The sequence below is a fragment of the Streptomyces sp. NPDC002851 genome, assembly GCF_053591935.1.
Map to the genome: position 1 here is coordinate 1 of NZ_JBSFUT010000019.1, position 14,633 is coordinate 14,633.

Genomic DNA, 14,633 nt, shown 5'->3' on the forward strand with positions numbered 1-14,633 from the left:
GCCTCGCCTCTTTGATTCATCCTTCGGATGGCGAGCAGCAGCTGCAAGGCGGAGGAGGGAGTCGACGCGGCGCGTCGGCGACCGACGACAACGCCCGGGGGCACCTCCCGCTCGAGCGAAGCCGAGAGTGGGGGCGTGCGGGCCAGCGCCGCGACCCAGGCAGGACCCATCGGACACGCCCTAGGCCCCGAACGGCCGTTCCTTACTGGACGTCGGCCGCAGGGGGGTCCTCCTGGACCGTCTTGTGCGTGGGCGCGTCCTTGGTGACCGGGACGTTGAGCCACACCGCCTCGGACGGCACCCCGCGGTCATCGACCGCCATCAGCATGTACCAGCCCGGCGGCACCAGCGCCGGGTTCTCGGGCAGCGTGACCGTGACGCCGTCCTCGGTCTTCTCGAAGTCGAGGGCGAGGGAACGCTGTTCGACATTGGTGACATGGGTGAAGGCGCCGGGCCGAAGGAGCCGCATCTTCTTGATCGACGCGGCGTGCTTGCTCCGGTACGTGGCCTTCGCGCCCAACTTCACGGTTCTGCGGCCGCCATCGGGGTCGCGCAGCTCCGGGCGCTCACCGCCCTGATGCAGATACGGCGGCGTGTACAGCTCGATGCGCTGCTCGAAGGTGGCGAGCTTGGTGCCCGCCTTGTCGGCGAAGAGCGAGTCGGAGCCGAAGGTCATCACCCGCCCGTCGGGAAGGAGCAGCCCGCCGGAGTGGTAGTTGCGGCCCACCAGCGGATCGGCGACGGAGGTGAACTTGTCGCTCTTCGGGTGGTAGATCGCGGCCTTGAGGATGTTGCTGTCGCCCTTGCCGCGGTAGTCGCCCGAGCCGTTGGTGGTGAGCACGGTGTCGTCGGGCAGGATCACGCTGGTCGGATAGCGCGCCTTGGCGTACAGCTTCGGACCATCGGTGAAGCGCGGCTTGTCGGCCTTCAGGTCGGTCAGCGCCGTACGGGCCGTGGACTCGGGCGACTCACCGACCCCGCCGCCGCCCAGAACGAGGAACTTCTGGTCCTGGGCGGGCGGCAGAAGGACCGACATGGACGTCTCCAGAATCCCCGGGTCCTTCATTCCGGGCACCTTCGTGAACTTGTTGGTGTCCAGGTCCCACAGGCCCGGCTCGCGGCCGATGTCATCAGGGCCGTAACCGGCGTTGGAGCCGGTGTAGAAGATCCGGCCGTCCGCCGTCAGGAACAGCGCCGGGTAGGTGGGAAAGAACCGGGACTTGGGAAGGTACGACCACTTCTTGGTCTTCGGGTTGTAGATCTCGTTCTTGCCCGGGACCACCTGTCCGATCTCGTCGAGCCCGGACACGGAAAGGACCTTGCCGTCCTCGAGGGTGGTCAGCGTCGGATACCAGCGGGCTTCGCTCATCGGGTCGACCTTCACATAGCGCTCGGCCACCGGGTCGAACTCGTAGGCGTCCTTGATGCCCTGGAAATCCTTCTTGTCGAAGGACAGCTTCTGCGCGATGCCGTAGATGTTCTTCTTCTCGTCGCCCTTGAGCCCGGAAAGCACGTACTGGTCCTGGGTGCCCGTCTGGTACTTCTCACCCTTCTTCAGGGCTTCGACGTAGACCCGGGCGCTGCTCGCCGTGACCGTGATCTTGCCGGTCTTCGGGTCGGTCTTCTTCTTGGCCCGGGGCACGAGGACATTGCTCTGCGACGCGAAGGTCTTGCCGTTCTCCTGGCCCGTGAAACGCGTGCCCGCCGGCAGGGTCTTGGGCTTGTCCGGGTTCTCGTTGTAGACGATCATCAGGCCGCCGGCCTTTTGGACATCGCCCTTGAGCGTTTCGTAACGTTGGGTGCCACCCGCCACCAGCAAGTTCCCGTCCGGGAGTTGAGTGTGCCCGGCACAGAAGAAGTCAGCGGGCGTAGGGATGTTCTTGAAGGTGTTCTTGACCGGGTCCCACAACACCGTACGGAAGGTCTTCGCGTCGAACATCTTCGCGTCGTTCCCGGAACCCGCGACCAGGAGCACCTTTCCGGTGTGGAGCAGCGCCGCGTGGATGGTGTTGACACGGTATCGGCTCGGCACGTCGACGATCCGCCAATGGCCGTTCTCCGCCTTGTACTCCGGCTGGTTGATCACGTACGCGTGGTAACGCTCCGACGCGAATTCATAGACAGCAGGAGCGTTGGTGCCGACGAGGACGAGCACCACCCCGCAGCCGAGAGAGAGGCGCATGGTGCGACGGCTCGGGCGGAATCCCATCTTCACTCCTCGTGCATGGACGTGGGGCGATTTGCCCAATAACGGAGGGTATGACGGAGTTCGCTCGTCTTAGTTGAATGACGGGCCCGGGGCGCGCGGTGTGTATCAGCCGAGGGCGTCGACCTGAGCGAGCGTCGGGAAGGACTCCTGTGCCCCGCGTGCCGTGACCGCCGCGGCCCCCACGCGTACCGCGAACGCCGCCGCCGTCGGCAGGTCCTCGCCCCGGCCCAGACGCCAGGCAAGCGCGGCGGTGCAGGCGTCGCCCGCGCCGGTGGTGTCGACGGCGTCGACCCGCGGGCTCGGCACCCGTACGCACGTCGCGTCGAGCCCCTGCCCCCCGTACGCCACCAGCGCCCCCTCGGAGCCGAGCGTCACCACCACGGAGCGCGGCCCGAGGGTGAGCAGGGCCCGTGCCTGGTCCTCCGGGTCCGTGCCGGACGGCTCGCGCCCGTAATCGTCGAGGACGGCGCGGGCCTCGTGCTCGTTCACCACCAACGGGTCGCAGGCGGCGAGGACTTCGGCGGGCAGCGGCGCGGGCGGCGAGGGGTTCAGGACGAAGCGCGCCGACGGCGGCAGCGTCCGTACCACCTCGGTGACGGTGTCCAGCGGGATCTCCAGTTGGACGGAGACCACGCGCGCGGCGGCGAACAGGTCCTTGGCGGCCCGTACGTCCTCGGGCGAGAGGTGCGCGTTGGCGCCCGGCGACACCACGATGCTGTTGTCCCCGGACGGGTCCACGGTGATCAGAGCGACCCCGGTGGGTGCCCCGCCGACCAGGACCCCGGCCGTGTCGACGCCCGCCGCGCGCTGCGAGTCGAGCAGCAGCCGCCCGTGCGCGTCGTCGCCGACCCGGGCGAGCAGGGCCGTACGGGCGCCCAGGCGGGCCGCGGCCACCGCCTGATTGGCGCCCTTGCCGCCCGCATGGACGACCAGGTCGGAACCGAGCACCGTCTCGCCGGGCGCGGGCCGCCGCTCGACCCCGACCACCAGGTCGGCGTTGGCCGAACCCACGACCAGGAGGTCGTACTCGTGCATGGCTGCTTCCCTTCGGCTGTGTTGGGCCTGCGGCGCATTGTTTCCCCTGTCCCGCCCCTTCCCGAAACTGGGGGCTCCGCCCCAGACCCCCGCTCCTCAAACGCCGGAGGGGCTGATGGTGAACGCCGGACGGGCTGAATAGGGTCACCGGAAGTCCGCCACATTCTTCGCCGTCACGACCTTCACCGGCACCTTCACCGCCGTACGGACGTCCTTGCCCTGGGCCGTTCTGACCGCATTCTGCACCGCGATCCGGCCCAGTTCGCGCGGCTGCTGCGCCACGGAGGCGTACAGGGTGCCCTTTTCGACCGCCTCGATGGCCTCCGGTGTGCCGTCGAAGCCGATGACCGGGATGTCGTCGGTCTTGTCGCCGAGGGCCTTGGCGGCGCCGAGCGCCATCTCGTCGTTCTCGGTGAAGACGCCGTCGACGTCGGGGTGCGACTGGAGCAGATTGGTCATCACGTCCAGGCCCTTGGCGCGGTCGAAGTCGGCGGGCTGCCGGGCGACCACCTCGATGTCCGGGTACGCCTTCAGGCCCTCGCGGAAGCCCTGGCCGCGCTCGCGGCTGGCCGAGGTGCCCGGGGTGCCCTGAAGGACGATCACCTTGCCGCTGCCGCCGAGCTTCTCGGCGAGGGTCTTCGCGGCCTGCCTGCCGCCCGCGACGTTGTCGGAGGCGACGAGCGTGGCGGTCTCCGCCTTGTTGACGGTGCGGTCGGCGGCGACCACCGGGATACCGGCCCGGTTCGCGGCCCGCACCGCGGGGGCCACGGCGTCCGAGTCCACCGGGTTGACGATCACCGCGCTCATGCCCTCGCCGCGGAAATTCTGGAGCTGGTCGGCCTGTTGGGAGGCGTCGTCCTGCGCGTCCGTGACCGTCAGCTCGATACCGGCCTTCTCCGCCTCGGCCTGGGCGCCCGCCTTCATCTGCACGAAGAACGGGTTGTTGAGGGTGGAGAGCGACATGCCGACCCGCGTGGTGGCGGTGGCCGTACCGGAGTTGAACAGCGACAGACCGCCCAGCACCGCCGCCACGAGCACCGCGGCGAGCCCGAGCCGCAGCGCGCCCCGGCGGCCCGAGCCGAAGCCGCCGTTCCCGGCCGCCGAACCGCCCGAACCGCCCGTACCACCGGCGCCCGGCACGCCCGCGCCGCCCCCGGCCCGGCGCCGTACCGTATCGAGAAGGACCGCGAGCGCGATCACCACGCCGATCACGACCTGCTGCCAGAACGCCGACACGGAAAGCAGGTTGAGGCCGTTGCGCAGCACCGCGAGGATCAGCGCGCCCACCAGCGTCCCCGACGCCTTGCCGACGCCGCCCGCCAGGCTCGCGCCGCCGATCACCACCGCCGCGATCGCGTCCAGCTCGTAGCCCTGCGCGGCCTGCGGCTGCGCGGAGGCGAGCCGGGACGCCAGGACGATGCCCGCGACCGCGGCGAACAGGCCGGACAGGGCGTAGATCGCCATCTTCTGGCGCGGCACCCGCAGGCCGGAGAGCCGGGCCGCCTCCTCGTTGCCGCCGATCGCGTACATGGACCGCCCCAGATACGTACGCGCCAGAATCACCGCCGTGATCAGGCCCGCCGCGACCATCACGAGCACCGGCACCGGCAGCCACCCGCCGAGCGTGTCCCCGAGCGCCGACACCGAGTCCGGCAGCGCGATCGGGCTGCCCTGAGAGATCACCAGGGCGAGGCCGCGGCCTACCGACAGCATCGCCAACGTCGCGATGAACGGGGGAAGTTTGCCGTACGCGACCAGGGCGCCGTTGACCCAGCCGCAGGCCGCGCCCGTGCCGATGGCCAGGAGCACCGCGAGCCACACCGGCACGCCCGCGTCCGTCGCCGCCCAGGCGAGCACGGTCGCGCAGAGCGCCGCGACGGAGCCGACCGACAGGTCGATCCCGGCGGACACGATGACGAACGTGACGCCGAACGCGAGGATCGCCGTCACGGCGGCCTGCACCCCGACGTTCAGGAGGTTCTCGGTGGTCAGAAAGTCACCGGAGAGCAGCGACAGCGCGACGAGCAGGACGACGAGGGCGCTGAGTGCGCCGTTGTCGAGCAGAAAGCCACGCAGGCCGAAGCCGCTCCTCCCGGTGCGCTGCTTGCCGAAGCCGCTCCCGGTGCGCTGCTTGCCGGAGCCGCCGGAGCCGCCGGAGCCGCCGGAGCCGCCGGAGCCGCCGGAGCTGCCGGAGCCGTCCGGGCCGCCCGAGCCGGGGGCCTCGGCCGGCTCGCTCTTGCGCGCCTCACTCGCCACGGGTGTCCTCCACCTTCTGTCGGGCGCCCACGGCGAGCGCCATCACGGAGTCCTGGTCGGCCTCGTCGGCCGTGAGCTCGCCGACGATCCGGCCCTGCGCCATCACCAGGACCCGGTCGCTCATGCCGAGCACCTCGGGCAGATCGCTGGAGATCATCAGGACCGCGTGCCCGGCGGCGGTGAGCCGGTTGACGATCCGGTAGATCTCGACCTTCGCGCCGACGTCGATGCCCCGGGTCGGCTCGTCGAGGATCAGCACCCGCGTGTCGGCGAGCAGCCACTTGCCGATGACGACCTTCTGCTGGTTGCCGCCGGACAGGGTGCGCACCCGCTGCCCGAGCCCGGCCATCCGTACGCCCAGACGCTCGGCCACCTCGGCGGCGGCCGCACGCTGCCCGCCGCGGTCCACGAACCCGGCCCGGGTCGCCGAACGCAGCGTCACCAGGCCCAGGTTCTCCTGCACCGAGGCATCCGGAAGCAGCCCCTGGCCCGCCCGGTCCTCCGGTACGAGGCCGAGCCCGGCGGCGAGCGCGGCGGTCACGTCGTGCCGGGGCAGCGGCGCACCGCGCACCTCGACCCGGCCCGCGTCGTACGGATCGGCGCCGAACACGGCACGGGCCACCTCGGTACGCCCGGCGCCGACGAGCCCGGCGAGGCCGACCACCTCCCCGGCCCGCACCTCGAAGCTGACGTCGTGGAAGACCCCGGCCCGGGTGAGCCCGCGCACGGACAGCAACAGCTCGTCCCCGTCGGCCAGTTGGGGGTCCACGGCAGAGGCATCGGGCCGCTCCCGCGGATACTGCTGCTCGATGCTCCGGCCCACCATCAGCCGTACGAGCTCGTCCCGGGGCGTCGACGCGGGCACCTCGCCGACGCTGCGGCCGTCGCGCAGCACCGTGACCCGGTCGGCGAGCGCCGCGATCTCCTCCAGGTGGTGGGTGATGAAGACGACGGCGACGCCGTCCGCGCGCAGCGTGCGCACGATCCGGAAGAGCCGGTCCACCTCCTCGGAGGTGAGTACGGCGGTCGGCTCGTCCATGACCAGGACCCGGGCCCGTAGACTCAGCGCCTTGGCGATCTCGACCATCTGCCGCCGTGCGACGCCCAGTTCGCGCACCCGGGCGCGCGCTGGAAGGTCGATCCCGACGCGTTCCAGGAGTGCGGCGGCCTCGCGCTCCATGCGCCCGCGGTCGACCAGGCCGAAGCGGCGCGGCTGGCGGCCCAGGAAGATGTTCTCGGCCACCGTCAGATCGGGCACCAGGTTGAACTCCTGGTGGATGGTGGCGATCCCGAGCCGCTCGGCGTCCTGCGCGCCGTGCACCCGTACCTCCTGACCGTCGATCAGGATCCGGCCGCGGTCCGGGCGGTGCGTGCCGCAGAGCAGCTTGACGAGGGTGCTCTTGCCCGCGCCGTTCTCGCCGAGCAGGGCGTGCACCTCGCCGGGGCGCAGCGCGAAGTCGACCTCGTCGAGCGCGACCACGCCGGGGAAGGACTTGCGTATCCCTTCGATACGCAGCAACGCGTCGGAATAGCGCACAGGTTGCTCCTCAGCTAGGGGCACCCCTTGCCGGAGGCGCCGCTGAATGTGCGGTACAGCGGCAGCGGCTCGCGGCGCGCCGCGTCGGACCGTGGGTACGCGGGGTACTCGACAAGTGGCACCGGCTTGCACACCGCCCACTGGTCGTGCGCGCCCGGGCCCTCGAAACCGTACGTACCGGCCGCGCCGCGCAGGCAGTTGGTGCAGTCGCCGCTGCTCACGGTCGGCTGGATCAGGGTGTTGTACACGTCGTCCTTGGTGGGCAGCCGGGCCGCCTCCGGGGTCTCCTCGCCGCCCTCGTTGACCTCGGCGAAGGTGCGGTCCACGGCGTCGGCGAGGAGCACGAACGCGTCGTGGTACATCACCGCGTAGCCGTCGTCGAGCGGCTTGGGCCCGAGGTCGTGTTCCTTGCGGAGCTTCTCGAAGCGGCTCAGGAACCGGCCGAGCGCCGCGGGCGGGTCGTGCTCGCCGTGCCACCAGGCCGGGTCCACGGACGACGCGTCGACGATCACGGCGTTCGCCTCGGCCAGCCAGCCGGTGGGCGCCGGGGCGGTGAGCGTGGGCTCCAGGCCGATGCCGACCTTGAGGATGCGCAGCTTGCCGGGGCGGCCGCAGTCGCCCTCCTGGGCCAGGCGCTCGATGAACGCGGGCAGGTCCTGGTCGCGGCCCGCGAACAGGACGGTGTCGGACTTCTCGTTGCAGATCTTCGTGACGGCATCGGTGAAGCGCTGCGGGATGCCCCGGTCGGTGCCGGAGGTGCCGGTGAAGTTCGAGTGGTGCTCGTCGAGCCGGTACTTCTCGCCGAACTGCTCCTCGAACTCCGCGCGCAGATTCTGCGAGTACACGTCCTCGGTGCGGTTGTCCCAGACCAGGAAGCCCTTGCCGCGTCCCGGGTTCTGGTCGAGGTAGAGCTTGAGGGCCTGGGTCAGCTCATCGTTGTTCGGCGACGTCTTGAAGAAATAGCGGGAGTTCATATCGGAGGCGGTGATCACCGGGCCGATGGTGGGGATGTTGTGCTTGCTGAGCTCGTCGATCGCCTTACGGGTCTCCTTGGTGCTGCTGGGTGTGCCGGTGACGCCGACCAGCGGCGTGCCGTCGTCCGCGGACAGCTCGGCGAGCCGCTTCACCACGGTGGGCCACTGGCGCAGGTTCCGCCCGTCCGGCGCGAGCAGGAGCTGGTAGTGCGGGCCGCCGGAACGGTTGGCCTGCTGCTGCGCGGCGAGGGAACCGGCGAGCGCGCGGCGGATCATGTCGGTGGTCATCGCGCTGTGGTCGTCCGCCGTGAACGGCATCATCAGGGCGATACGGACGTACGGGATCCGCGGCGCGTTGCCCGCCGGGTCCTCCCAGGCGCGCTGCACCTTGGCGTTCTCGGCCGCGATCGCGTCGATCAGGCTCGCCACCGCGGGGTCGGCCTCGAAGGCGCCCGCGGTGACGCCCACACAGTCGCCGTCGATGTCCTCCAGGTCGTGGCCGCAACGCCCGGGCCCCTGCCACAAGTTGACGACGAGCACGAGCACTCCGGCGACGAGCAGCACCAGGGCCCCGCCGGCCAGCCACTCGACGGGACCCCACTCGCGGGGATGACGACGGAACAGACGCAGACGCAGCAGCATGGATCCTCACTGACCTAAGACGCCGGGAACACCGGAGGCGCCGGGGGAGCCAGGAAAGCCAGGCACGCCAGGCACGCCAGGCACGCCAGGCACGCCGGGCACGGGGAAGGGCTTCTTCTTGCGCGCGGCCACCGGCCAGGTGCGGGCGGCCTGACCGAGCACCGCATGCCAGGTCGGATGGCGCGGCGAGAGATAGCCCAGCTCTTCCCCGACCGCCTTGCACAGATCCCGGTCCGGGTCGGTGTGCGGCTCGGAGACCTGCCACAGGGCGTGCAGGAGACGGTTCACGCACCGCTCGATCTCGTGCGGATCGGCGTACCGGCCGTCGTGCGCGCCGAGCGCTATCGGTACGCGTTCGTCGGTCCAGTCACCGGCGGGTGCCGTCGGCGGGGTCGGGGCCGTGGCGGCGTACCAGAGACAGGTAAGCCAGTGCGCGGCCGCCTGCTCGTCCTGCTCGGACTGGAACTCCTCGGCGAGCGCGGCGACCACCAGTTCGGCATTCCCGGCCGCCAGGGTGTGCCGCAGCGCGTCCGGCTCGCCGTCCTCGCCGCGCTGGGCGTGGTGGGCGCGCAGGAACCGGTGGATGCCCTGCCAGCTGTGCTCGTCGTCGGGCATTCCCCGTGCACCAGATGTGCGGCGGGCCTCGTGCACGAGCAGCGTCTGAAGGAGCGGGTCGCAGACCAGCGGCGCGTCGGGGTCCGTGACCCGCTGCCACTGCTGCTCCTCCAGGTAGTCGGCGGCCGAATTGGCGGCCAGCTGATCGGGGCCCTCAAGGCGCAGATGGGCGGCGAGCGCCTCCGCGGCCGTGCCGTCGCGGGCCAGCGAGAGCACGGTGAGCCGCCCCCGCTGCCGCCGGTCCGGGAGGAGGCGCCGCAGCAGCGTCTCGGTCACCGGGCGGCCGTCCTCGGCGTCCAGGCGCAGCAGGTCACCGGGGACCACGGTCGCGCCCTTCTCCGTCGCCCGCAGCGCGGCCGAGCACAGCGCGGTGGTCGCCGCCGGGTGCCCGCCGGTCAACGAGTGCACGGCGGACGCCAGATAGGGGTGCAGCGGCCGGGAGCGGCGCCGGGGCACCAGGAGCATGAGAATGTCGTCCCGGCTCAGCGGGGTCAGCGCGACGGCGAGCAGACCGGCCGACGGTTCCAGGCCCGAGCGCTTCCAGCCGATGGACTTCATCAGGTCGGGCAGGGCGCGGCGGACCGCGGCAGGCGCGTCGTCCGGCACGTCACCGAGCCGGGTGGCGACCACGACGAGCTCTTCGCGGTCGGTACGGTCGGGCTGCGCGCGGTGTTCGAGCAGCAGGTCGAGGAAGGTGCGCCCGGCCGCGCGGTGCGCGTCGTCGAGCAGCACCAGGGGCCGGGGCTCGCGGTTCCAGCGCTGTAGCCACCCGTACGAGTCCGCCACATCGTGCAGGAACGCGGCCATCAGGGTCTGCTCGGCGGCGTGCCGGTAGTCGCCGCCCTGGTGGAACCACTCGCCGAGCAGTTCAAGGGGGTCGCCGGGCGCCCCCTCGTCGCCCTCGGCGCCCTGCTCGGGGAAACGCTCCCGGTACCAGGCCAGGGCCGCGTCGGGCCGGTGCCGCTCGGTGTACTCGGCCACGACGGCGGCCGTCACGGCGGCCTGGTCGCGCGCGGCGCCCACACGCGCGAGCCGCTGGTCGACCGCGGTGGCCCAGGACTGCCGCGCCCGCGCCTCGCTGCCCGCGCCGAGCCGGCAGGCGAGCTGGAGCCGGGCGTACCGCAGACACGCCGCGTCCCGCTGCTCGGCGTCGTCGTACTCCCAGGCGGAGACCGCGAACAGGCCCGGCACGAGCACCGGGAAGTGCCTGCGCAGCTCGGGCCCGAGCCCGCAGACCAGCTCGGTGAGCAGCTCGACGAAGGACGAGGCGACGGCGGGCTCGGACGACACCCTGGAAGGCGCGTCCGGCGGCACCCCGGTGGTCCCCTCCGCTGCCGACGGCGGCGGTGGCGGCAGGTCGGGGTCGGGCGGCACGACCCGTACGTACGCGAGGGGCAGCCGCTCCGCGTAGTGCTCGGCGAGGGACTTCAGGACGGCGCTGCGGCCCATGCCGTGCCGTCCCGTCACGAGGACCACCGGCAGATCACCGTGGAGTTCCCGGGAGGCCCGGGCCCGCTCGTCGAAGGCGAGGCCGGTCAGCCGGGGGAGCAGTGAGCGCAGCAGCGGGTCCCGGCCATACAGCGGTGGCCCTTCCGTTATGCGCATCTGGCTGAGTCCCGCCTCCGTCGTCCGAGTTCGTCGATGACTGTCGACGGCCGCGACTCGGAGACGGGCGGCCCCGTTCCCCCGGTACATCAGCCGCTGACGTCCGTACCTGCCAACTACTCCTGGAGCACGAGAACTTACCTCCACGGCCCGCCGCTCGCCAGACACAGGGAGAACTACGTCATACGGTTGTGACCTGCGGTAGTGGGCGGTCGGGACCGGGCGCGAGGCAGGCGCAGAGGGGGCGTATCGGGGGCAACGGGGGTCGCACGGACGGGGCAGCGGGGGCAGCGGGCGTCGCACGGACAGTGCGTCAGGAAGGCACGGCGGACCGGTGGTTCACGGTTCGGGGGTGCTCGGCGGGCGGTCGTTCACGGTTGGGGGTAGATGTCGAGGGCCACGCTCTCGGGCAGCGACTCCGCGCCCCGTACCTCCCCGGGATACGCGAGCCGCACCCGGCGAAGGCGGCGCAGGCCCGCGAGCGAGGCGAGGTCGAGGTCGGCGACCTGGGAGAGGTGGATCTCCTCAAGTCCCGGAAGCCGCAGGGCGATCCGCCGCAGCGGTACCGGTGTGCCGGGCCGCGCGGGTACGTCGAGCCGGGTCACCTGCGGTATCTGGGTGCGCGGCGCGAACAGGAGCATGGTGAGCTGCTGCGGCGACAGGCCGAGCCGCCGCAGATTCGGCAACGCCCCCACGAGGGAGCCCCATTCGTCGGGCACGAGCCGCTCGCTGGCGTCCTGGAGGCGCAGCTCCTCCAGGCCGGAACAGGCCGTGATGTCGCTGAGCCGGGTGGCCGCGGGCGGCAGCGCGAGCAGCTTCAGCTCGGCGGCGCGCGGCAGGTCGGACAGGCCGCGCCAGGGCACATCGGCGCCGACGAGCAGCGCGTCGAGCCGTCGGCAGTCGGCGAGCGCGAGCAGCGGTTCGAACTGGGGCAGGTCCCGCAGCGCGAGCCGCCGCAGCTCGGGCAGCCGGGTCAGCGGCGCCGGGTCGCGCAGGTTCCGGCAGCCCTGGAGGGCGATGACCTCCAGGCCCGGGTAGGCGTCGAGGAGCCGCAGGTCCTCCGGCTGAAGGGCGCCCGCCAGGCGCAGTTCGCGCAGCTCCCGCGGGTCCAGGGAGCCGATCTGGTCCGGCGTGAAGTCGCCGTGCAGCGCCACGCGACGGTAGCCGGACATCGTGCGCAGGGCGTCGAGCTCGGCCGCGGAGCGGACCGTGACGAGCTCGTCGGGCCCGGCCTCCAGGAGTGGCCGGATGATTTCCTCGCCGTACACATCGGTGTCGAACCGGTCCCAGTGGCCCAGGAGTTGGGCGCGTACGGCGGGCTGCCGGGTGGTCAGGAACTCGCGCAGGCGGGGGATCGCGGCGTCCCCGCCGATCTGGCAGATGGCGTGCACGGTGGCCAGTTCCTCGTCCCCGGCGAGCTCCTGCGCCGGGGGGAGCAGGCCCAACAACAGGGGCCCGGTGCGGGCGAGTTGGCGGGCCTCGCGGAGACTGCGCGGCGGCACCATGCGGGCGGCGCGGTCCTCGATGGTCTGGCGCACCTCCGGCTCCAGACGCGTCGCCTGTTCCAGGGAGGCCAGGGCGAGGAGGCGGAGGCGGGAGCGGACCGCGGCGTCCTTCTCGCGGTCGCCGCGCTCCCGGAGCCGGGTGAGGAGGTCGGCGCGCTCCTGGTGGCGGGCCTGGGCCACGGCCATCTGCACCACGTCCTCCCACTGGTCCAAATGCGCGTTATTCACCAGCATGCCCATGTCCCGCTCCTCAAGCACGGCCTTGGCACCAAGGAAGTCCTGAAACGTACGGTGGATGAAATCGACCGCCCCGGTGGCCGGTTCCCGCAGGATCCCGGAGCGATCGAGCAGCAGGTGCAGCGCGTCCTCGGGCGCGCCGATGTCCGCGAGCCGGGGCACCGAGGGCTGCAAAAGGCGGATCACGTTGACGGCGTCGTCCCAGTCGAGCCGGGTCCGCTCGTTCCGGATCAGCCAGTACGCCAGGCGTTGCAGCGGCTCCGTCGCGGACTTCTGGTCCAGCTCGGGCTTCCGGCTGCGCCCGTACACCTCGCGCTCCAGGTCGCGGCGTTCGAGCAGCATGGAGAGCGCCGCCTCGTACAGCGAGGCCCGGCCCTGCGGCAGAAAGCCGCGCCGCTCCCGGTGCAGGGCGCAAATCAGCCCGCACATCAGCGGGTTGGTGGCCAGTCGGCTCAACTCGGGGCTGCCGCGCAGTGACAGGGTGAGGGACTCGCCGAGCGTCTCGGAGGCCCCGGCGGCCCGGTGCCAGCGGCGCACGAAGCGCTTCATGTCGGCGGGCCGCATCGGCGAGAGCGTGAACTCCTGGAAGCCCTCGCGGGCCAGATAGCCGCGCTCCACGGCCGAGGGCCGCGAGGTCAGCAGCCACAGGTTGCCGGGGAAGACCGCGAGCAGCTTGCGCAGCCAGGCCCGTACCCGGGCGCGGTCCTCGCGCGGGATCTCGTCGGCGCCGTCGATAAGCAGCACACCCCGGCCGTGCCGAAGCACCCGGGCCGCCCAGCCGTCCGGCTGGGTGCCGACCAGCGGACAGCCGATCCAGCGCAAGAAGTCCTCGGGCATGGGCAGTTCGCTGTCCTTGCGCGCGAGGGTGCGCAGCGGAAGCACGAACGGCACCCGCCCGAACAACTGCGGAAGGCCGCCGGGCGCGCGCTCCTGCTGTGCGGTGGTGAGGGCCAGCCACTGCACGAGGGTGGTCTTGCCGGTGCCCGCGACGCCGCGAAGGACCACCCGCTCGTGGTTGCCGAGCACCGCTTCGGCGGGGCCGCCGGCGCGGTCGGCCTCCGGGTCGCGGTCGCCGCCCGACGCGCCGTTCGGCTCCAGGGCGGTGTCGCCGCCGCGGTACGGGGTGGCCTGAAGGCTCAGGTAGGCGGTCTCCAACGGCCAGTCCTGGCCGCCGGGTTCCCGCAGGTCGACGCCGTAGATGGTGAGCCGCCCGTGGTACTCGACGACGTACCGGGCGTACTCCTCCTCGAACGCGGCGTCCTGCCGGGACACATCGGGAAGCCGCTCCAGGATCAGCGCCAGCTTCTCGCTCTGCGCGCGCAGCTCCCGGCTCTGCTCGATCTGGGCGCGGGCCGCGAAGCCGGGCCGCTGGCTGAAGAACCGGACGAGATGGACGCAGGCGGTCTCCAGGAGCCGGTCGTGGAAGCGGGCGGCGTCATCGCTGAGCAGCCGCCGGGTGCTCGGGCCCGCCCGCCGCGAGAGCTCGGCCGCCAGCCGCTCCGGGCCGAGCGCGAGCGCCTGCACGTCGTTCATGTCGAGGTCGCCGAGTGCGTGCAGGGTGCGGGTCAGGGCCTGCCCGACGGCGTCGTGCTCGTCGGGGGCCACGGGAGGGTCGTGCGGACCGGCGGCGCGGATGGCCCGGCGGACCAGCTCGCGGGCGAGTTTGTGCAGGTCGTCCTCGGTGAGTACGCGGTGCTCGGTGGCGAACGACAGGAGTCTGCGGATGGGCACGGGCCGGTCGCCGTACTCCGCCTCCGGGGCCTTGGCGGGCGGCAGAACTAACCGCTTGAGCAGGGGCGCGACCACCGCCGAAGCGATCCGCAGCCCAACGGCACCGCCGTCCACAGCACCCTCCCCCTCGTGAGTCCCCCGCGTCGGGGCAAGAGTATCGGGCGGGGGCGGCAGGGCGTCAGGGCGTATGGATGCGCGGGGAGTGTGCTTTACGGATCACGATCCGTGCCGTCGGCCCCCTTCTTGCGCCTAAACCGGTGCCGCTCTCGCGGACCTGGTTGCTCGCC

General features: G+C 72.0%; 7 protein-coding genes. All 7 read right to left on the reverse strand.

Annotation, left to right across the window (positions count from 1 at the left end):
- Positions 1 to 202: 202 nt before the first annotated feature.
- Positions 203 to 2,209: a galactose oxidase-like domain-containing protein gene (locus ACWD10_RS20870; protein ID WP_451093045.1), complete on the reverse strand. Its 2,007-nt coding sequence runs from the start codon at positions 2,207 to 2,209 to the stop codon at positions 203 to 205.
- 105 nt (positions 2,210 to 2,314) lie between these two features.
- Positions 2,315 to 3,244, reverse strand: a complete 930-nt coding sequence (locus ACWD10_RS20875) for a ribokinase (RefSeq protein WP_451093047.1) — start codon at positions 3,242 to 3,244, stop codon at positions 2,315 to 2,317.
- A gap of 144 nt (positions 3,245 to 3,388) precedes the next feature.
- Complete coding sequence (locus tag ACWD10_RS20880) at positions 3,389 to 5,320, reverse strand: ABC transporter permease/substrate-binding protein (protein WP_451093274.1); 1,932 nt, start codon at positions 5,318 to 5,320, stop codon at positions 3,389 to 3,391.
- A 169-nt stretch (positions 5,321 to 5,489) separates the two neighbouring features.
- Complete coding sequence (locus ACWD10_RS20885; RefSeq protein ID WP_451093049.1) at positions 5,490 to 7,061, reverse strand: sugar ABC transporter ATP-binding protein; 1,572 nt, start codon at positions 7,059 to 7,061, stop codon at positions 5,490 to 5,492.
- A complete protein-coding gene (locus ACWD10_RS20890) occupies positions 7,052 to 8,653 on the reverse strand; it encodes an ABC transporter substrate-binding protein (protein ID WP_451093051.1) in 1,602 nt (533 codons plus the stop codon). Before ACWD10_RS20890 ends, ACWD10_RS20885 begins: the two co-directional genes overlap by 10 nt.
- 6 nt (positions 8,654 to 8,659) lie before the next feature.
- Complete coding sequence (locus ACWD10_RS20895; protein WP_451093053.1) at positions 8,660 to 10,873, reverse strand: ATP-binding protein; 2,214 nt, start codon at positions 10,871 to 10,873, stop codon at positions 8,660 to 8,662.
- A 371-nt stretch (positions 10,874 to 11,244) separates the two neighbouring features.
- On the reverse strand, positions 11,245 to 14,460 hold the full coding sequence (locus ACWD10_RS20900; RefSeq protein WP_451093055.1) for an NACHT domain-containing protein: 3,216 nt from the start codon (positions 14,458 to 14,460) through the stop codon (positions 11,245 to 11,247).
- Positions 14,461 to 14,633 lie beyond the last annotated feature (173 nt).